The 18,172-nt window shown below is 71.1% G+C and carries 19 protein-coding genes; 9 read left to right on the forward strand and 10 right to left on the reverse strand.

Features of this window, described 5'->3' with window-relative positions:
* Nucleotides 1–3 precede the first annotated feature (3 nt).
* The 3 genes from BM204_RS16760 (at nucleotide 4) to BM204_RS16770 (ending at nucleotide 2,375) form a co-directional block, all read left to right on the forward strand.
* Nucleotides 4–366 carry a cupin domain-containing protein gene (locus tag BM204_RS16760; RefSeq protein ID WP_091115711.1) on the forward strand — a complete coding sequence of 121 codons (363 nt, stop codon included), beginning with the start codon at nucleotides 4–6 and terminating at the stop codon, nucleotides 364–366.
* 82 nt (nucleotides 367–448) lie between these two features.
* A complete protein-coding gene (locus BM204_RS16765) occupies nucleotides 449–1,777 on the forward strand; it encodes an FAD-binding oxidoreductase (protein ID WP_246166426.1) in 1,329 nt (442 codons plus the stop codon).
* 190 nt (nucleotides 1,778–1,967) lie between these two features.
* Nucleotides 1,968–2,375 (forward strand): alpha/beta fold hydrolase, encoded by a 408-nt coding sequence (locus BM204_RS16770; RefSeq protein WP_091115716.1) that lies wholly within the window; start codon nucleotides 1,968–1,970, stop codon nucleotides 2,373–2,375.
* Nucleotides 2,376–2,399: 24 nt separating this feature from the next.
* Here BM204_RS16770 and BM204_RS16775 read toward each other — a convergent pair whose 3' ends face one another.
* The 6 genes from BM204_RS16775 to ligD (BM204_RS16800) all read right to left on the reverse strand — a co-directional run bounded on the left by BM204_RS16775 (nucleotide 2,400) and on the right by ligD (BM204_RS16800) (nucleotide 7,405).
* On the reverse strand, nucleotides 2,400–3,608 hold the full coding sequence (locus tag BM204_RS16775; RefSeq protein WP_091115719.1) for a HAMP domain-containing protein: 1,209 nt from the start codon (nucleotides 3,606–3,608) through the stop codon (nucleotides 2,400–2,402).
* On the reverse strand, nucleotides 3,601–4,296 hold the full coding sequence (locus BM204_RS16780; RefSeq protein ID WP_246166429.1) for a response regulator transcription factor: 696 nt from the start codon (nucleotides 4,294–4,296) through the stop codon (nucleotides 3,601–3,603). The genes BM204_RS16775 and BM204_RS16780 overlap by 8 nt, the downstream gene beginning before the upstream one ends.
* A 30-nt stretch (nucleotides 4,297–4,326) precedes the next feature.
* The gene (locus tag BM204_RS16785; RefSeq protein ID WP_091115723.1) at nucleotides 4,327–4,884 is read right to left on the reverse strand and encodes a signal peptidase I; all 558 of its coding nucleotides are present in this window, start codon (nucleotides 4,882–4,884) and stop codon (nucleotides 4,327–4,329) included.
* A gap of 31 nt (nucleotides 4,885–4,915) precedes the next feature.
* On the reverse strand, nucleotides 4,916–5,410 hold the full coding sequence (locus tag BM204_RS16790; RefSeq protein WP_091115725.1) for a hypothetical protein: 495 nt from the start codon (nucleotides 5,408–5,410) through the stop codon (nucleotides 4,916–4,918).
* A gap of 142 nt (nucleotides 5,411–5,552) precedes the next feature.
* Nucleotides 5,553–6,473, reverse strand: a complete 921-nt coding sequence (gene ligD / locus BM204_RS16795; protein ID WP_091115728.1) for a non-homologous end-joining DNA ligase — start codon at nucleotides 6,471–6,473, stop codon at nucleotides 5,553–5,555.
* Nucleotides 6,470–7,405: a non-homologous end-joining DNA ligase gene (gene ligD / locus BM204_RS16800; protein WP_091115730.1), complete on the reverse strand. Its 936-nt coding sequence runs from the start codon at nucleotides 7,403–7,405 to the stop codon at nucleotides 6,470–6,472. The genes ligD (BM204_RS16795) and ligD (BM204_RS16800) overlap by 4 nt, the downstream gene beginning before the upstream one ends.
* A gap of 9 nt (nucleotides 7,406–7,414) precedes the next feature.
* Between ligD (BM204_RS16800) and BM204_RS16805 the strand changes: the two genes are divergently transcribed.
* The 4 genes from BM204_RS16805 (at nucleotide 7,415) to ku (ending at nucleotide 11,702) form a co-directional block, all read left to right on the forward strand.
* The gene (locus BM204_RS16805) at nucleotides 7,415–8,722 is read left to right on the forward strand and encodes a flavin-containing monooxygenase (protein ID WP_218031304.1); all 1,308 of its coding nucleotides are present in this window, start codon (nucleotides 7,415–7,417) and stop codon (nucleotides 8,720–8,722) included.
* Nucleotides 8,719–9,666 carry a bile acid:sodium symporter family protein gene (locus BM204_RS16810; RefSeq protein ID WP_091115732.1) on the forward strand — a complete coding sequence of 316 codons (948 nt, stop codon included), beginning with the start codon at nucleotides 8,719–8,721 and terminating at the stop codon, nucleotides 9,664–9,666. The genes BM204_RS16805 and BM204_RS16810 overlap by 4 nt, the downstream gene beginning before the upstream one ends.
* Nucleotides 9,663–10,643 (forward strand): SDR family oxidoreductase, encoded by a 981-nt coding sequence (locus BM204_RS16815; protein WP_091115863.1) that lies wholly within the window; start codon nucleotides 9,663–9,665, stop codon nucleotides 10,641–10,643. Before BM204_RS16810 ends, BM204_RS16815 begins: the two co-directional genes overlap by 4 nt.
* 108 nt (nucleotides 10,644–10,751) lie before the next feature.
* Nucleotides 10,752–11,702, forward strand: coding sequence for a non-homologous end joining protein Ku (ku, locus tag BM204_RS16820; protein ID WP_091115735.1), 951 nt, complete (start codon nucleotides 10,752–10,754; stop codon nucleotides 11,700–11,702).
* Here ku and BM204_RS16825 read toward each other — a convergent pair.
* From BM204_RS16825 to BM204_RS16835, 3 genes are read right to left on the reverse strand one after another with little or no spacing between them, the layout of a single operon-like run.
* Nucleotides 11,699–13,162 (reverse strand): carboxyl transferase domain-containing protein, encoded by a 1,464-nt coding sequence (locus BM204_RS16825; protein WP_091115737.1) that lies wholly within the window; start codon nucleotides 13,160–13,162, stop codon nucleotides 11,699–11,701. The genes ku and BM204_RS16825 overlap by 4 nt on opposite strands.
* Entirely contained in the window at nucleotides 13,159–14,367 is a 1,209-nt protein-coding gene (locus BM204_RS16830; protein WP_091115739.1) for a CaiB/BaiF CoA transferase family protein, read from the reverse strand. The genes BM204_RS16825 and BM204_RS16830 overlap by 4 nt, the downstream gene beginning before the upstream one ends.
* A gap of 15 nt (nucleotides 14,368–14,382) precedes the next feature.
* The gene (locus BM204_RS16835; protein ID WP_091115742.1) at nucleotides 14,383–15,702 is read right to left on the reverse strand and encodes an SLC13 family permease; all 1,320 of its coding nucleotides are present in this window, start codon (nucleotides 15,700–15,702) and stop codon (nucleotides 14,383–14,385) included.
* Between the two features lie 105 nt (nucleotides 15,703–15,807).
* Between BM204_RS16835 and BM204_RS16840 the strand changes: the two genes are divergently transcribed.
* The gene (locus tag BM204_RS16840) at nucleotides 15,808–16,548 is read left to right on the forward strand and encodes a FadR/GntR family transcriptional regulator (RefSeq protein ID WP_091115744.1); all 741 of its coding nucleotides are present in this window, start codon (nucleotides 15,808–15,810) and stop codon (nucleotides 16,546–16,548) included.
* Nucleotides 16,545–17,312, forward strand: coding sequence for a sulfite exporter TauE/SafE family protein (locus tag BM204_RS16845; protein ID WP_091115746.1), 768 nt, complete (start codon nucleotides 16,545–16,547; stop codon nucleotides 17,310–17,312). The genes BM204_RS16840 and BM204_RS16845 overlap by 4 nt, the downstream gene beginning before the upstream one ends.
* Here the strand turns inward: BM204_RS16845 and BM204_RS16850 are convergent.
* The gene (locus tag BM204_RS16850; RefSeq protein ID WP_246166431.1) at nucleotides 17,241–18,161 is read right to left on the reverse strand and encodes an SDR family NAD(P)-dependent oxidoreductase; all 921 of its coding nucleotides are present in this window, start codon (nucleotides 18,159–18,161) and stop codon (nucleotides 17,241–17,243) included. The genes BM204_RS16845 and BM204_RS16850 overlap by 72 nt on opposite strands.
* Nucleotides 18,162–18,172 lie beyond the last annotated feature (11 nt).

The following is an 18,172-nucleotide window of genomic DNA, read 5'->3' on the forward strand; positions in this document are numbered from 1 at the left end:
CCCATGGCAACACCGATCGCCGACATGCCCGTCGAAGTCGCCCAGGGCGACCTGGAGACCAGGTACCTCGAGCTGGGCGACATGGCCATCCGCCATGCCCGGGTCCCGGCCGGAACCGACTTCGGCCCCGTCCTACAGGGCCTACCGAACGACCGATGCCCCAGCCCCCACTGGGGGATCGTGCTGGAAGGCTCGATCCGGCTCGAGCACGCCGACGGAACCATCGAGACCGCAGCCGCCGGGGAGGTCTACCACTGGCCCGCCGGGCACACCGCCACCTCGGCGGACGGGGCCGTGTTCCTCGAAATCGGGCCGGTCTCCCCGATGCGGGACTTCCACGACCACGCCGTGCGGCTCTTCAGCTGACCAGAAGCTCGACCGACAAACACAGGGAGCAGCAATGACCGGCACACCCGCACTCAGCACCCTCGAAGCAACGAGAGGCCCAGTGATCACCTCGCAGTCCCCCGACTACGACCAGGCGCGCTCGGTCTACAACGCGATGATCGACCGCCGCCCACTCGCCATCGTGCAAGCAGTCGACGTCGCGGACGTGCGCACCGCCGTCGCTGCCGCACGCGAGAGCGGCCTCGACCTCGCGATCCGAGGCGGGGCCCACAGCGTCCCGGGGTTCGGGACCGTCGACGACGGCATCGTCCTTGACCTCAGCGCCATGAAAGGAATCCGCATCGACCCCGAGAAGCGGATCGCCCGCGTGCAGGGCGGCTGCACCTGGGGCGACTTCGACCATGCTGCGCACGCTTTCGGTCTGGCCACCACCGGCGGGATCATCTCAACCACCGGAGTCGCCGGCCTCACCCTCGGCGGCGGCATCGGCTACCTCGCCCGCGCGCACGGACTCTCCATCGACAACCTCCGCTCGGCCGACGTCGTACTCGCCGACGGCACCTTCGTGACCGCCAGCGAGAACGAGCATCCCGACCTGTTCTGGGCGCTGCGGGGCGGCGGTGGCAACTTCGGCGTTGTGACCGAGCTCGAGTTCGACCTGCACCCGGTCGACACCATCTACGGCGGCCCGATGTTCTTCGAGCTCAACGTCGCCGAGGACCTGTTCAAGACCTACCGCGAGTGGATCGCCGCCGCACCCCGCACCATGGGCGCCTTCCCGGCGTTCCAGATCGCCCCACCGCTCCCGTTCGTCCCCGAGGACCGGGTCGGCGAGCCATTCGCTCTGCTGGTGTCCTGCTTCAACGGCAGCGACGAGGACGCCGAGGTGCTCCTCCAAGAGTTGCGCGCGGTCGGTAAGCCCGTCGCCGAGCACGTCGGCAGGATGCCCTACCCAGCACTCAACAGCGCGTTCGACGGCCTGTTGCCCCCGGGCCTCCAGCACTACTGGAAGGCCGCCTTCCAACCGGAGCTCACCGACGACGCCATCGCCGTCCACCTCGAGCACGGCACCCAGGTGCCGGCCATGGAGTCCACCATGCACCTCTACCCAATCGACGGCGCAGTCCACGACGTCGCGGCTGACGCGACCGCGTTCGCCTACCGGGGCGCCAACTTCGCCCCAGTGATCGCCGGCATGTGGCCCGACCCTGCAGACAACAACGCCAACACCGAGTGGGTGCGTGAGTACCACGCGGCACTCGAGCCCCACACCAGCGACGGCGGCTACATCAACTTCATGGCCGAGGACGACCAGAGCCGCATCCGCGCCAACTACGGACCCAACTACGAGCGCCTCGCCGCCATCAAGAAGGCCTACGACCCGACCAACCTCTTCCGCCTCAACCAAAACATCGCTCCAGCGGAGTAGACCCGTGTCAGCGGACCAAGTGTGGGCGTGTCTGCTTCACGGCTACAGGTCATGTCCGCCCCGACCGATTCCCTAGGGGGGCCGAAAGGGCATGGCGTTTCCCGTGGCTTGTTCCGACGCGCCTAGGAAATTGCGCGGCCCCTCGCCTCGCCTGCTTTGGTCGTGGGCGGTTCTGTGCTGGACCGCGCCGGTGGGGGTCAGCGGGGGAGCTGACCCGTCCGGGCTGGTGCACCACCTGTGGGCGGCCTGGTCACCGGGCTACGACGCGACGGCGGACCTCGAGCACCTGCTGGCGAGCGTCGGGACGCCCGAGCAACGCTCGGCCGTGATCGGCTACTACCGCGCGGTGCCGCGGGTGTGGGCGGTGCCCGAGGCCTACGCCGACTGGCATCGCACCTGGACCGCGATGCCGACCGTGCCGAGCCTCCATCTGCACGGCGCCGACGACGGTTGCCTCCAGGCGGCGATCGCCGAGCGGGCCGCCACCCGGCTGCCCGACGGCGCGGAGATCCGGGTGGTCGCCGACGCCGGCCACTTCCTCCAGCTCGAGCAGCCCGACATCGTGAACGACGCGATCAGCACCTTCATCGACGCCTGAGCTGAGCCCGCCTGGAGGGACAGGTCAGCGTCGCGGCAGCAGGACCGAGAGGTCGATGCCCGTGTCGTCGCCGACGTCGGACTGGAGCCGTCCACCGAGCGCCTCGACGACCGAGCGCGCCTCCTCGACGAGCAGCTCCTCGCGCGGTGAGGTGAGTCGCGCGGCGCCGACGGTGATCCGCAGGTGACCCCGGGAGTCGCCCTCGAAGACCAGGCGCGCGTCACCGGTCCCGTGGCGTACGACGTGGCGCAGCAGCAGGTCGAGGATCTGCTCGATGGGGCCGGGGGTGAAGGTGAGCTCGAGGTCGCCCTCGACGGCCGCGGTCAGCCCCCGTCCGAGGTCGGCGAGCTCGTCGGCCCAGACCTGGGCGGAACCGGTCGCGAGCTCGCGCAACGGGACCTGCTCACCACCGATCAGCCCCTGGCGCGACAGGCTCACCAGCTCGCCGGCGACCTCGTTGACCTCGTCGACGGCCGACATGCCCCGCACCACGGCCGACCGCGCCGCCTCGGGGAGCTCGGGGTCCAGGGCCAGCTCCTCGAGCTCGAGGCGCAGGCGGGTGAGCGGCGTGCGCAGCACGTGGGAGGCGTGCATGGAGAACGCCTGCTCCCGCTCGAGCCGGTCCCGCAGCGCCACGGCGCTGGTGCGCAACGCCTCGGAGATGGCCCTGGCCTCGGGCACCCGGGTCTCCGGAAGATCCAGGTCGAAGCGACCGCGGCCGAGCGCGCTCGCGGCGACGGCGAGTCGTTGGAAGGGCGCCGACAGCGCGCGGGAGATGGCGAAGCCGATGAGCGCCGAGACGACCCCGACCAGCAGGAACAGCACGACCAGCGACCACACGTCCTGCCGGAAGACCCCGCCGATCGCGTCGGCGGACTGCCGCACCGTCAGGTCGCCGTCGTCGAGCGTGACCGTCGAGGAGATCTCGCCCTCACCCGGCTCGTAGGCGGGTCCCCGGACCTCGACCCTGTCGCCACCGTCACCGTTGGGGGCGGGGACGAAGACGATCGCGGTGTCGGCGCCGACGTAGTCGTCGAGGAACGCGGCGTCGATGACCTCCCGCCGCTCCTGGCGGGCCTCGACCACCGCCGCCAGCGTCGTCGCCTCGCGGAAGATGTGCTCGCCCTCGCGCTCGCGCTGCATCCCGTCGAGGGCGACCGAGCGCACCAGACCAGCGACCACGAGCAGGCCCAGGGTGACGAGGACAAAGCTGAGGGTCAGCCGTTCACGCATCGGGGGTGCTGCCCTCGAGGCGGAATCCCACGCCCCGAACAGCAACCACCCGCTCCGAGACTCCGACGCTCTCGAGCTTCTGGCGAAGGCGACCGATCGTCACGTCGAGCGTCTTCGTCGAGCCGTACCAGTTCTCGTCCCAGACATCGGCCATCAACCGACCGCGGGAGACCACCTTGTCGCGGTGGGCCGCCAGGATGTTGAGGACGTCGAACTCCTTGCCCGTCAGGGGCACCTCGTCCTCACCGGCATAGACCCGGCGCGCGGCGACGTCGATGCGCAGGGCACCCTCGTCGATGCCGTCGCCATGGCCGTTGGCACCCGACGTACGCCGGATGAGGGCGCGGACGCGCGCCTGCAGCTCGGCGAGGCCGAAGGGCTTGGCGAGGTAGTCGTCGGCGCCGTAGTCGAGCCCCACGACGCGGTCGAGCTCGCCGGCTCGGGCTGTGACGATCATGATCGCACCCTCGTAGCCGGCATCGCGGGCCCTGCGGCAGACCTCGAGGCCGTCCATGTCGGGCAGGCCCAGGTCGAGGATGACCACCTCGGCCGACCGCGACTGGAGCTCGTCCAGCGCCTTCTGGCCGCTGTCGACCCACAGGACGTCGTAGCCCTCGCGCTCCAGGGTGCGGACGAGAGGGATAGCGATGTCCTCCTCGTCCTCGACGACCAGAACCCTATGTGCCACGTTGCGAAGCATAGGGGCTCTCAGCGTCGCCTATCGCGCAGACGTGCCTACTCGGTGCGACATCCGCGCCGGGCTCGCTCGTGACCGGCGGGCGTCCTGGACGAGCAGGGAGCCCAGCAGCGCGCCCGGCACCACCAGGACCAGCAGCCACACCGACTGCCCGATCGGCGCGACGAACGGATATCCCACGTAGGGGATGCTCAGGACGACGCGCGACATCGTGGGCTGGCCCAACGGCACCAGCCACGGGTCCGGCCCCGGCTCGGCATCGCCGCGGGTCTGGAGGTAAGCACCCTCGATCCACTCGATCCGGTGCGTGACGAGCCCGTCGGAGCCCGCGGAGGAGGGGCGCTCGTAGGTGATGACATCGCCGACGCGCAGGTCACCCACCGGGACCCGGCGCTCGAAGACCACCGAGCCGCGTTCGATGCCACCGCTCATGGAGTCGCTCGTGACGACGTAGCGCTGGAGCCCGAGCACCGTCGGCAGCAGCGCCAGCAGCGTCACGGGGCCGAAGATGCCCAGCACCAGCAGCATCCGGGCGCGCGGAGAGGTCCGGCGTCGCGGCGGTGCCGGCGCGATCTCCACAGCAGTTCCTTCCCGAGATGGTGCGTGAGCGTCACGTGGTGACGGGGACCAGGACCCATGCGTAGGTCGCTTGCGCGACCTCCTGGCCAGGGGGGTTGTACGACGCGTCGTCGGGCAGCGCCACGGTGAACCGGAAGGTGGCGGATGCCCCGGGGGCGAGCTCCCCGGCGTCCTGGGTCAGGTCGGCCATGGCGCCGAACCCGCCCGCGAACACCTGACGGCCTTCGCTCTCGATGCGCAGCAGCAGGAGCCCGTCCTGCGCGGTCGAGGGCGCGCCCTGCTCGGTGAACGCGACCCGGACCGATGCGTTGGTCGAGTTGCGGATCGTGGCCGAGCGCACGACCGAGTCGCCGGGCTGGATGCCCGTGACGGTCAGCGTGGCCAAGCTGTCCTCCGCGACGAGCTCGACGCCCGCCTCGGAGCCGCTGGCCTGGCTCCACGGGACGCCACTGAGGGCTGCCACGGCGGCCACCATGAGGACCGAGGCGACCGCCAGCAGGAGCTTGCGCGTGATTGCGATCTTCATGACACCTCCCAGGGCCCGACGACGAGCGTGTCCATGACGTTACGAGCCGACCCGCCACGTCGCGGGAACGTCGGGCCCACGCTGGGTCCACGGTTGGGTAACACCCTCGGCACACCGGTCAGGACGCCGGTCAGGACACCGGTCAGGACGCGAAGAAGTCGCCGTGGTCGGCGACCCGCTCGAGGACCTCCTCGAAGCGCAGCTGCTCCAGCCCGAGGGGGTCGCCGGCCCCCTCCTCGACCTCGGCCCACGACACCGGCGCGGCGACGTACGGCTTCTCCTTGCCGCGCAGGGAGTAGGGCGAGATCGTGGTCTTGGAGCCGGCGTTCTGCGACCAGTCCAAGAAGACCTTGCCGCCGCGCCTGGCCTTGGTCATGGTGGCGGTGACGAGCCGGGCGTGCTCGCCCTGGAGCTCCTCGGCAACCTCCTTGGTGAGCGCCGTCGCGGCGTCGCTGGGCAGGCGGCGCGGCAGGTCGGCGTAGAGGTGGAGGCCCTTGCTGCCGCTGGTGACCGGCTTGGCCGTCAGGCCTCGCTCGGCGAGCTTGGCGCGCGCCAGGAGCGCGACCTGGCAGCACTCGTGGAGGCCGGCGGGCTCCCCCGGGTCGAGGTCGACGACGATGCGGTCGGCGTTGCGGGGGCGGCCGTTGCGCCCGACGGTCCACTGGTGCACGTGCAGCTCGAGCGCCGCGAGGTTGACCATCCAGGTCAGCGTGGCGAGGTCCTCGACGATCGGGAAGGTGAGCGTGCCGTCACCGGTGCCGATGCGGCTGCCGGTCGTGGGGACGGTCACCGTGCGCACCCACGACGGGGTGCCGGCGGGTGCGTTCTTCTCGAAGAAGCTCATGTCCCCCACGCCGTGGGGCCAGCGGATCCGGGTGACCGCGCGGTCCTTCAGGTGCGGCAGCAGGACCGGTGCGATCTGCGCGTAGTAGCTGAGCACTTCGGCCTTGGTGGTGCCCGTGCGGGGGAAGAGGACCTTGTCGAGGCTGCTGATCTTGAGGGTGCGACCCTCGACGTCGACGTGCACCTCCTGCTTGTCGTAGGCCTGCTTCCTCGGGCTCACAGGTCCTCGGCCCTCACATCGGTGCGGACACCGCGGTAGGACGGCTGGCGCAGGCGGGTGTAGCCGACGCCATGGGTGTCGACGTCGATGACGACGCTGGGCTCGACCCACCGGGTGCCCAGGGCGTCGAGGCGCGGGACCTCGTCGGCGAACGGGCTGCTCGACGTGCTCAGCGGCGCCAGCAGGTCGCTCAGCAACCGGCCGGCCTTGCCGCCGATACCGCTGCCGACCCGGCCGCGGTAGAGCAGGCCGTCGGGCGTCGACTCCCCCACGAGCACCGCCGCGAGCCGGTCGGTCGTCCCCTCCTGGGGCCGCCAGCCACCGACGACGTAGGAGAGCCGGTGGCGGTGCGCGAGCTTGATCCAGTGCGGGGAACGCTGGTCGAGGACGTAGCGGGAGGTGCGGCGCTTGCTGACGATGCCCTCCAGCCCCTGCTGGAGGGTCGCCTGGTGGAGCATCTGCCCGTCGTCGTACGACGTCGGCACCTGCCAGGTGCTGCCCGGCTCGAGGCCACCGAGGAGCTCGCCCAGGAGCTGGCGCCGGCGTTCGAGGGGCTGGCCGGTGAGGTCGGTGCCGTCGAGACGCAGCAGATCGAAGACCATGAACGTGGCGGGGATGCTCGCGCTGAGGCGCAGCGCCGTCGCGGCCTTGCGGGTGTGGATGCGGTCCTGGAGGACCCGGAAGTCGGGCACGCCCTTGTCGTTGAGGGCGATCACCTCGCCGTCGACCAGCGCGTCGCGACCCGCGAGCGGCCCGGCGGCGATCTCGGGCCACGCGGGCGTCACGTCGTTGCCGTTGCGGCTCCACATCCGGGTCGACCCGGAGTCGCGCAGGGTGTCGGCGAGGATCCGCACGCCGTCCCACTTGACCTCGTGGGACCAGGCCTCGCCGACGGGCACCAGGGTGCCCTTGGTGGCGAGCATGGGACGCATGACGACATCATGCCTGTCGTGGACATGACCTATGCCGTGATCGGGGCCGGGCCGTCGGGGCTCGCGGCCGCCCGCAACCTGCAGCGCGCGGGGATCGGTTGGGTGGGCTACGAGCTCGCCGCGGGGGTCGGCGGGCTGTGGGACATCGACGGGCCGCGGAGCACGGTCTACGAGTCGGCCCACCTGATCTCGTCCAAGCGGACCACCGAGTTCGCCGAGCACCCGATGGCCGACGAGGTCGCGGACTATCCCTCGCACCGCGACCTGCTCACCTACTTCCGCGACTTCGCCGACCGCTTCGACCTCACGTCCGGCTTCACGTTCGGCGCCGAGGTCGTGGCGGCGGTGCCGCTCGCCGAGGGCGGCTGGACGGTCACGGTCGAGGTCGACGGCGTGCGCACCGAGCACCAGCACGCCGGCGTCCTGGTCTGCAACGGAACGCTCAGCGAGCCGTCGGTCCCGACCCTCCCCGGCTCCTTCGACGGCGAGGTGCTGCACACCAGCGCCTACAAGAGCCCGCGTGTCTTCGCCGACAAGCGGGTGCTGATCATCGGGGCCGGCAACTCGGGCTGCGACATCGCGGTCGACGCCGTGCACCACGCCACGTCCGTCGACCTGTCAGTGCGTCGGGGCTACTACTTCGTCCCCAAGTACCTCTTCGGCAAGCCCGCCGACACCCTCAACCAGGGCAAGCCGCTGCCGCCGCGGATCAAGCAGGCGATCGACTCCCGCGTGCTCAAGCTCTTCACCGGCGACCCGGTCCGGTTCGGATTCCCCGAGCCCGACTACAAGATCTATGAGTCGCACCCGATCGTGAACACGCTGGTCCTGCACCACCTGGGGCACGGCGACCTCCGCGTGCGGCCCGACGTACGACGGCTCGCAGGGTCCGAGGTCGAGTTCGCCGACGGCAGCCGCTCGCCCTACGACGTGGTGGTCCTGGCGACCGGCTACCACCTGCACTACCCGTTCGTGGATCCCGAGCTGCTGCAGTGGAAGGGGCGCGGCACCGCGCCGGACCTCTACCTCAACATCTTCACCCAGGCCGACCCCGACCTCTTCGTGCTGGGCATGATCGAGGCGTCCGGCATCGGCTGGCAGGGTCGCTACGAGCAGGCCGAGCTCGTGGCGTCGTACCTGAGGGCGCGGCGCGAGAACCCGGCCGCCGCTCGCGCTCTGGACCGGCGGGCTGCCGGGCCACGACCGGACCTGTCCGGCGGCTACCGCTACCTGGGGCTGGAGCGGATGTCCTACTACGTCAACAAGGACGCCTACCGCTCCGCGGTGCGCGCCGAGATCGAGGGGCTCACGTCGTGACCGACGTCGACAACATCAGGATCGCCTTCGAGGAGTCGTCGCTGACGACCCTCAAGATCGTCATCGGGGCGATCCTCTTCGGCATCGCGCTCGACACCCGCTTCGAGGACTTCGCCGCTGCGCTGCGTCGGCCCGGGGTGATCGCGATCGGTGTCGTCGCACAGTTCCTCCTGCTGCCGGCGATCACCTTCGTCCTGACGCTGGCGCTGGACCTGCGCGGGTCGGTGGCGCTCGGGCTGATCCTGGTGGCGTGCTGCCCGCCGGGCAACGTCTCCAACATCCTCACCCACCGTTCAGGTGGCGACGTGGCGCTGTCGGTGTCGATGACGGCCGTCGGCAACCTGCTCGCGATCGTGCTGATGCCGCTCAACGTCGCGTTCTGGGGCGGACTGCACCCGACCGGCAAGAAGGTGCTCGAGGACATCGACCTGAGCGCGCTCGACATGCTGCTCGAGGTCGGGCTGGTGATCGGACTGCCGTTCGTCGCCGGCATCACCATCGCCCGGCTCTGGCCACGGGTGGCCTCGGTCGGCCACCGCGTCATCGGTCCGCTGTCCTACGTCGCGCTGGCCGCCATCATCGTCATCGGCGTCGCCAACAACTGGGACATCTTCGTCGACTACATCAGTGTCGTGCTGCTCGCGGTGTTCCTCCACGACGCGTTGGCGCTGCTGCTCGGCTACGGCATCGGCCGGGCGACGCGACTGCCGGACGCCAGCGTGCGCGCGATGACCTTCGAGGTGGGGATCCGCAACGCGGGGCTCGGCCTGCTGCTGGTCTTCACCTACTTCGACGGACTCGGCGGGATGGCGCTGGTCGCCGCCTGGTGGGGCATCTGGGACATCATCGCCGGGCTCACCGTGGCGGTGCTGTGGCGCCGGGTGCGCGGAGCGGCGGCGGTCTCGGGGGCGCCGTCGGGTGCATCGTCGGGGGCGCCGGCATGACCGCGGTGCTGGTCACCGGCGGCAACGGGTTCCTCGGCTCGTCGGTGGTCCGGGGGCTCGCTGGTGGTGGTCACGCCGTCACCAGCGCCGACCTGCGGGTGCCCGACGCTCCGGTGGCGGGGGTCGACCACGTGGTGGTCGACGTCCGCGACGCGGGCCTGGTGTCTGCTGCCGTGGAGCGTTGCCGGCCCGAGGTGGTGGTGCACCTCGCATCGATCGTCACACCCGGCAGAGACTCCTCACGCGAGCTCGAGCGGGCCGTCGACGTCGACGGGTCGCGCCACGTGCTCGACGCCTGCCTGGCGCACGGGGTGCGGCGGGTCGTGGTGTCCTCGAGCGGCGCTGCCTACGGCTACCACCCCGACAACGGTCGAGCCCACGGCGGCTGGCTGACCGAGGACGACCCGGTGCGCGGCAACGTGGAGTTCGCCTACAGCGACCACAAGCGGCAGGTCGAGGAGATGCTGGCGGTTGCGCGCGTCGAGCACCCCGAGCTGGAGCAGGTGGTGCTGCGGATCGGCACGATCCTGGGCGAACGGGTCGACAACCAGATCACCGCGCTCTTCGAGCGGCCGCGGCTGCTCAAGATCCGCGGCGCCGACTCCCCCTTCGTGTTCATCTGGGACACCGACGTCGTGGCGATCATCGAGCGGGCGGTCACGGGCGAGGCGACAGGCGTCTTCAACGTGGCCGGGGACGGATCGCTGACCATCTCGGAGATCGCTGCGTCGTTGGGGAAGAGGGTGCTGGAGGTCCCCGAGCCGACGCTGCGGATCGCACTGATGGTCGGCAAGCGGCTCGGCCTCACGTCGTACGGTCCGGAGCAGACGCGGTTCCTCCAGTTCCGCCCCGTGCTCGCCAACGACCGGCTGAAGGACGTCCTCGGCTACACCCCGACCAAGACCTCGCGCGAGGCGTTCGACGCGTGGCGCACTCGCGGGACGGGCAGTCGCACGCCGCAGGGTGGTGGCCGCTGACGCGGTCGCGATGAATACTGGACGCCGCGGCGGTCCACATCGGCACCACCGGTCCGATCACCTGGCACATCACTTGGCACATCACCTGGCACAGCGAGAGGCTTCCCCATGCGAGCGATCTGGAAGGGCGCGGTCTCCTTCGGCCTGGTCAGCGTGCCCGTCAAGCTCTATGCCGCAACCGAGTCGCACGACGTGTCCTTCCGGCAGGTGCACGCCCAGGACGGCGGGCGGATCAAGTACCAACGCGTCTGCTCGATCGACGGCGAGGAGGTGCCCTACGCCGACATCGCCAAGGGCTACGAGACCGAGGACGGCGAGATGGTGATCCTCAGTGACGACGACATGGCCGAGCTGCCGTCGACCTCGTCGCGCGAGATCGCGGTCGAGAAGTTCGTCCCCAGCGACCAGATCGACCCGATGCTCTTCGAGAAGAGCTACTACCTCGAGCCCGAGAAGACCGGCGCCAAGCCCTACGCCCTGCTGCGCCAGGCTCTCAAGGACGCCGACCGGATGGCCGTCGTGACGGTCGCCCTGCGCCAGCGCACCTCGGTGGCCGTGCTCCGCGTCCGCGACGACGTCATCGTGCTGCAGACCATGATGTGGCCCGACGAGATCCGCCAGCCCGACTTCACCGTCGAGCCCGGTGAGATCAAGGAGGCCGAGGTCACGATGGCCACGATGCTGGTCGAGACCCTCGCCGGCGACTTCGACGCCTCCGAGTTCGAGGACGACTACGCCGGCGCCGTCGAGGCCTTGGTCAAGGCCAAGATCGAGGGCGGCGAGATCAAGCGCACCCCCACCTCCACCAAGTCCTCCGGCGAGGTCGTCGACCTCCTCGCCGCGCTCCAGCGCTCCGTCGACGCCGCCAAGGCCGCACGCGGCGAGTCGACGGACTCGGACTCCGACGAGGCTGACGACGGGGCTGACGAGCAGCCTGCGGCGAAGAAGACCGCGAAGGCGCCGGCCAAGAAGAGCGCCACCAAGAAGTCAGCTGCCACGAAGAAGACCACCGCCACGAAGGCTCCCGCGAAGAAGGCCGCTGCCAAGAAGGCGAGCTAGCGCGGCGTCAGAAGACCCCTACCCACCCGTCGTACGGCGCCCAGGCGGCGCAGCTGCTCCCCGATCTCGGCGGCCACGGCGATGGCGAGGTCGCGGGCGGACTCCCCTTCGACCTCGGGCACCACGTGCTGGACGGTGCCGTCGGCGAGCAGGTCGGCCGCGCCGACCCGCTGTGCCGCGGCCATCTCGGCCGCGTGGGTGACGTCGCCGTGGACGATCACGCTCGCACCCTCGGGCGGGAGCGGCGAGAGCCAGGCGTGCTCGGTGGCGATGACCGTGCGGGCCGGGAGCAGCGCGAGCGCTCCCCCACCGCACCCCTGGCCGAGGATCACCGACAGCGTCGGCACGGTCATGGTCGTCAGGGTGGCGATGCAGCGGGCGATCTCGCCGGCGATGGCGCCCTCCTCGGCGCGCTGCGAGAGCTCTGCACCGGGGGTGTCGATGACGGTGACGAGCGGGAGGCCGAGCTCCTCGGCGAGGCGCATCGCGCGTCGACCCTCGCGGAGCGCGGCCGGGCCCATCGGGTGCGTCGGGGACTGTCGCGAGCGGTCCTGGCCGACCAGCACGCAGGGTTGGCCGTCGATCCGGGTGAGCGCCACGATCACGGTCTCGTCGCGCTCACCCTCGTCGGTGCCGCGCAGCCGCAGCGTGCCGGTGGAGCCGTGACGCAGCAGGTCGCGGACCCCGACCCGCTCGGGTCGGCGGGTCAGCTCGATCGACTCCCACACCGGCCGCGACGCCGGGGCAGGCACCGCGGGTCGCAACGGCAGCGTCGCCACCGTGGGCGGGTCGACGAGAACGCCGAGCGCCCGATCGACGAGCTGCGGGAGGTCCTCGGCAGAGACCACGGCGTCGATGACGCCCTTGGCCGCGAGGTTCTCGGCGGTCTGCACGCCCTCGGGGAACGCCTCGCCGTTGAGCGCCTGGAAGACCTTCGGCCCGAGGAAGCCCACCAGCGCCCCCGGCTCGGCGACGGTCACGTGGCCGAGCGACCCCCAGGAGGCATAGACCCCGCCGGTGGTCGGGTGGCGCAGGTGCACCAGGTAGGGCAGGCCGGCCGCCCGGTGCGCCATCAGCGCCCGCGAGATCTCGACCATCTGCACGAAGGCAGGCGTGCCCTCCTGCATGCGGGTGCCACCCGAGCTGGTCGTGGCCAGGACGGGCAGCCCCTCCGCCGTGGCCCGTCGTACGGCGCTCGCGATGCGGTCAGCCGACGCACGGCCGATCGACCCGGCCAGGAAGCGGAACTCGTTGGCGACCACGGCGACCGGCCGGCCGTGGACCTGGCCACGACCGGTCAGTACCGACTCGTCGGTGCCGGCCTTGGCCGCGGCGGCCTCGAGCTCGCGCCGGTAGTGCTCGGGGTGGCCGGTGATGTCGATCGCGGCATCCCACGAGGTGAAGGAGCCCTCGTCGAGGACCAGGTCGAGCAGGTCCTGCGCGCCCCACCGACGGCTCATCCCCGTGACTCCGGACCCGACTCCAGCCACGCCCGGATCGACCCGCCGTGCTGGTCGAGCGTCGGCGGGGAGACGTGGTCGCGCCGGGTGACCTCGTCACCGTCGGCCGCGAAGAAGCGCAGCGGCGGGCCCGGCAGCGTGACCGGCCCGAGCGTCGGGTGCTCGACGTCGACGAGCAGCCCCTGGCTGATCGTCTGGTCCCACGTGTAGACCTCGTCGAGGGTGCGGACCTTGCCGGCCGGCACCCCGACCTCGGCCAACCGGGCCAGCAACGGCTCGGCGTCCCAGGCGGAGAAGATGCCCTCGACCAGCTCGAGCACCTGCTCGCGCGCGGCGACCCGCTCGGGGTTGGTGGCCAGGCCCTCGGCCATCGGGTCGAGCCCGAAGCCCTCGCAGAAGCGACGCCACAGGCCCTCGGAGCCGAGCGCGATCTGGACCGCGCCGTCGCGGCAGCGGAAGAGCCCGTAGGGCACGATCGAGGGGTGGTGGTTGCCCTGGGCGCGACCGACCTCGCCGGCAACGGTCCACCGCGTGCCCTGGAACGCATGGACGCCGACGATCGCGGCCAGCAGCGAGGTGCGCACGACGGTCCCGACGCCGGTGCGCTCGCGCTCGTGGAGCGCGGCGAGGACGCCGTAGGCGCCGTACATCCCCGACAGCAGGTCGGCGATCGGCACGCCCACGCGTTGGGGGTCGTCGGGGCCGGAGCCGGTCAGGGACATCATCCCGCCCTCGCCCTGCGCGATCTGGTCGTAGCCGGCGCGACCGCCCTCGGGTCCGTCGTGCCCGAAGCCGGTGATCGAGAGGACCACGAGGCGCGGATTGCGCTCCTGGAGCGACGCGATCCCGAGACCGAGACGCTCGAGCACGCCGGTGCGGAAGTTCTCCACGAGGACGTCGGCCCGGTCGACGAGCCGCAGCAGCAGCTCGCGGTCACCGGCGTCCTTGAGGTCGAGGGTGATCGACTCCTTGTTGCGGTTGGTCGAGAGGAAGTACGTCGACTCGCGCGCGTCGGGATCGCCGACGAACGGCGGGCCCCACCCGCGGGTGTCGTCGCCGCCGTCGGGCGTCTCCACCTTGATCACCCGCGCGCCCTGGTCGCCGAGCATCATCGTGGCGTGCGGCCCGGCGAGCGCGCGGGAGAGGTCGACGACGAGCACGCCGTCGAGCGGACCGGTCGAGCGGTCGGGGGCAGGGTCAGTCATGGGCACCTTCCGGGGTCACCAGCTGGGCAGGACGAGCGTGGCCCAGACCAGCAGCGGTCCGACGAGCACGACGATCACGCTGTAGGTCAGGATCTGCTTGTAGTAGACAGGCTCGCTGATCGTGTCGGGCTTGTTGGCCAGCATCAGGGCACCGTTGGTGGAGAACGGGCTGACGTCGACGATGGTCGAGGACACCGCCAGGGCAGCCACGAAGAGCGCGGCGTTGATGCCGCCCTCGGCGATCAGCGGCACGGCGATCGGGATGATGATCGGCAGCAGCGCGGTGGACGAGGCGAAGGCCGAGACGACACCGCCGACGTAGCAGAGGATCAGGGCCCCGAGGGCGACGACGCTGAAGCCAGCGGCCCACTTCCCGACGAACTCCGGCGAGCCGGACGCGGTGAGGATCGCGGCATAGGTGCTGACACCCGCGACCAGGAGCACGGTCGGCCAGGCGATCTGCTTGACGGCGTCCTTGTGCTCGTTGGGCGAGAGCATCGCGAGGACGACCGCGGCGGTGATCGCGACGAAGCCGATGTTCTTGTCGAAGATCAACGCGATGAGGGCGACCGCCGCGAAGGCGACCAACGTCAGGACCTGGTCACGACGCACACCGAGGGCCTGGGTGCCGGTCAGCGCGGTGGCTCCGGTGCCACGGGCAGGCACGCTGACGCCCCCGCGGTGCAGGTCCTCCGTGAGGTGCTCCTCCTCGGAGGCGTCGATCCGACGTGACATCAGCTCACGACCGCCGAGCAGCACGAAGAGGATCGCGGCCATGATCGTGTTGACGACCAGGCTGGAGAGGAAAACCGTGAGCTCGCTCGTCGGCAGGCCGGCGTCCTCCATGACGGAGTTGGTGATGGTGCCGTAGATGCTGATCGGCGAGAAGCCGCCGCCCTGGGCGCCGTGCACGACGAACATGCCCATCATGAGCGGGTTGATCTTGTAGCGCCCGGCGAAGCCGAGGGCGATCGGACCGATGATCGCGCAGGCCGCCGGGCTGGCGGCTCCGATCGAGGTCAGCAGCGCCGTGACGGCGAACATCACCCACGGGATCAGCGCCACACGACCGCCGACGCTGCGCACGGCAGACCTCACGATCACGTCCACCGTGCCGTTGTTGCGCGCGATGGCGAAGAGATAGGTCACACCGATGAGGGTGAGGACCAGGTCGGCGCTCACCCCGGCGAGGATCTCCTTCTCGTCAAGGCCGAGGGAGTACATCCCGACCAACCACGCGGCGACGTAGGCCAGCGCTCCCATGTTGATCGGCAACACCGTGCCGATGACGAACAACGCCACCAGGGCGATGATCGCTACCCATTCCGGACCCATCGTTCCTCCTGCACCCGAGTGCCGGTCGCTGTGACCGGGGCCACCTTGCTGGACCAGTGGCCTAGCCAATAGGTCAATAGGCCGGAAGTCAATAGCATGGCCCCCATGACGGACTCCGCAGCCTCGGGCCCGGTCGCCGACCCCATCCCTGGCCCCGTTTTTCCGCAGCGCCTGACGCGCACCCGCCTCTACGAGCAGGTCGCGGAGCAGATCACGACGTGGATCGCCGACAACGGCCTCGGCGCCGGAGACCGGCTGCCGCCCGAGCGCGAGCTCGCCACCCGGCTCGGCGTCAGCCGCGCGACGCTCAGCCAGGCCCTCGTCGCGCTGGAGGTGATCGGGGTCGTGGCCGTGCGCCATGGCGACGGCACCGTGGTGACCGGGCCGCTCGGGGCGACCCGGATCGTGGAGGCGATCCGGTCCCACGCCGACCGGCTGCCCGAGGTCATCGAGACCCGCGACGCGCTCGAGACCAAGATCGCGGCGCTCGCGGCCACCCGCCGCACCGACGACGACCTCGCGCGCATCGACGACGCCCTGACCGCCATGGCGGCCGACATCGAGGCCGGCGGGCGCGGGGTCGAGGGTGACGAGCGCTTCCACGGCGCCGTCACCGCCGCCGCCCACTCGCTGCTGCTGGCCCGGCTCATGGACGAGATCGCCGACCTGATCAAGGAGACCCGCATCGAGTCGCTGATCCAACCCGGCCGACCGCGCGACTCCCTCGCCGGTCACCAGGCGATCGCCGACGCGATCCGCGCGGGCGACCCCTCAGCCGCGTCGACGGCCATGCACGCCCACGTCGCGATGGTGAGCGACGTGGCGCTGCTGCGCGAGCATCCGTGAGTGGTCTCGAGCAGCTCGCCGTCCTCGCGGCGGGGCTCGGGGCCGGCGTGCTCACGTCGACCGTCGGCGTGGCCTCACTGCTTAGCTTTCCCGTTCTCGTCGCGGTCGGCCTGCCCCCGGTCGTGGCCAACGTCAGCAACACGATCGGGATGACCCCGGCCGGGCTCAGCGGGTCGTTCGGCTACCGCGAGGAGCTGCGCGAGCACCCGCGGGTGACGGCCACGGTGATCGCCACGTGCGCGGTCGGCTCGGTCCTGGGCGCCGTGCTCCTGCTGGCCCTGCCCTCGAGCGTCTTCGAGGCGGTCGTGCCGTGGCTGATCCTCGGCACCTGCCTGCTCGTCGGCGCCCAGCCGACCATCTCGCGCCGGCTGCGCCGTCGACACCCCGAGGGCGAGGAGCCGGCGGCGCGCACCCGCATGTCGCCGATCACGACCGGCTTCTCGACCGCGGTCGGCGCCTACGGCGGCTACTTCGGCGCCGGGTCGGGCGTGATGATGGTGGCCGTCCTCGGCTTCGGCCTCGATCTCGAGCTGCGCGTCGTCAACGGCCTCAAGACGCTGGCGATCCTCTCGGGCAACCTCATCGCCGCCCTGATCTTCGTGGCCGTGGCCGAGGTCGACTGGAGGGCCGTCGCGCTCCTGGCCGCCGGCTCGGTGGTCGGGGGCTACGTCGGCGCCCGGGTCGGGCGGCGGCTACCGCCGACGCTGTTCCGCGTGCTGGTCGTGCTCGCGGGCAGCACGGCCGCGGTCACCATGCTGACCTGACGCAGCGGCACTCGAGTCATCGAACGCCCGATCGAAGCGGTGGAACAACGCGTCGGTCAGCCGCGGGGCGAGCAGGTTGAGCACCTCCCCCACCTGCCCCGCGACCGTGCCGACCGTGATCGGCCGGTCCTCCAGCGCCCGCACCACCCGCGCAGCCGCCTGCTCTGCGGTGGCACCGCGCCCGGCGTAGGCCTCGGTCGGCGCGGTCATCGCCGTCTGCACCAGGGCGAAGCGCATGTTGGTGAAGGTGACGTTGTCGCCGTAGGTCTCGCGCCCAGCGATCCGGGACCAGGTGTCGAGCGCCGCCTTGGAGCCGAGGTAGGCGGAGAACTTCGGCGCCTTCATCTGCACGCCCCAGCTGAGGATGTTGACCACGTGCCCGAAGCGCTGCTCGCGCATCGCCGGCAGCAGCCCCAGCGTCAGCCGCACCGGCGCGAGGTAGTTGATCGCCGTCGTGCGCTCCACGTCGTGGAAGCGGTCGTAGGACAGGTGCAGCGAACGCCGGATCGAGCGCCCCGCGTTGTTGACGAGGTAGTCGACGGCCCCGTGCTCCGCGAGCACCCGTGCCACCAGGGCGTCGACGGCGTCGCCGTCCACCAGGTCGCAGACGTACGACGTGGCGCGACCACCGGCCGCCTCGACCTGCGCCCGGACCCGCTCGAGGTCGGCGGCACGCCGGGCCACGAGCAGGACGTGACCACCCCGCGCCGCGACGGCCAGCGCCGTGGCCTCGCCGATGCCGGAGGAGGCGCCCGTGACGAGCACGGTGCGCCCTGCCAGCGGGCTGGGCGCGCCGGGCCGCAGGGCTCGTCGTACGAGCGCGCAAGGAGTCTGGAGCAGCAGTCCCACAGGGGAACCTT

Origin of the sequence: Nocardioides psychrotolerans (assembly GCF_900113685.1) — a bacterium.
In the GTDB taxonomy this organism is placed as follows: Bacteria; Actinomycetota; Actinomycetes; order Propionibacteriales; family Nocardioidaceae; genus Nocardioides; species Nocardioides psychrotolerans.

What these genes read in the sequence shown, in the direction of transcription:
- BM204_RS16760 (WP_091115711.1), top strand. Translation starts at nt 4, where the DNA reads ATGGCAACACCGATCGCCGACATGCCCGTCGAAGTCGCCCAGGGCGAC.
- BM204_RS16775 (WP_091115719.1), bottom strand. Translation starts at nt 3,608, where the DNA reads ATGCGTGAACGGCTGACCCTCAGCTTTGTCCTCGTCACCCTGGGCCTG.
- BM204_RS16790 (WP_091115725.1), bottom strand. Translation starts at nt 5,410, where the DNA reads ATGAAGATCGCAATCACGCGCAAGCTCCTGCTGGCGGTCGCCTCGGTC.
- ligD (WP_091115730.1), bottom strand. Translation starts at nt 7,405, where the DNA reads ATGCGTCCCATGCTCGCCACCAAGGGCACCCTGGTGCCCGTCGGCGAG.
- BM204_RS16805 (WP_218031304.1), top strand. Translation starts at nt 7,415, where the DNA reads ATGCCTGTCGTGGACATGACCTATGCCGTGATCGGGGCCGGGCCGTCG.
- BM204_RS16815 (WP_091115863.1), top strand. Translation starts at nt 9,663, where the DNA reads ATGACCGCGGTGCTGGTCACCGGCGGCAACGGGTTCCTCGGCTCGTCG.
- ku (WP_091115735.1), top strand. Translation starts at nt 10,752, where the DNA reads ATGCGAGCGATCTGGAAGGGCGCGGTCTCCTTCGGCCTGGTCAGCGTG.
- BM204_RS16825 (WP_091115737.1), bottom strand. Translation starts at nt 13,162, where the DNA reads ATGAGCCGTCGGTGGGGCGCGCAGGACCTGCTCGACCTGGTCCTCGAC.
- BM204_RS16830 (WP_091115739.1), bottom strand. Translation starts at nt 14,367, where the DNA reads ATGACTGACCCTGCCCCCGACCGCTCGACCGGTCCGCTCGACGGCGTG.
- BM204_RS16835 (WP_091115742.1), bottom strand. Translation starts at nt 15,702, where the DNA reads ATGGGTCCGGAATGGGTAGCGATCATCGCCCTGGTGGCGTTGTTCGTC.
- BM204_RS16840 (WP_091115744.1), top strand. Translation starts at nt 15,808, where the DNA reads ATGACGGACTCCGCAGCCTCGGGCCCGGTCGCCGACCCCATCCCTGGC.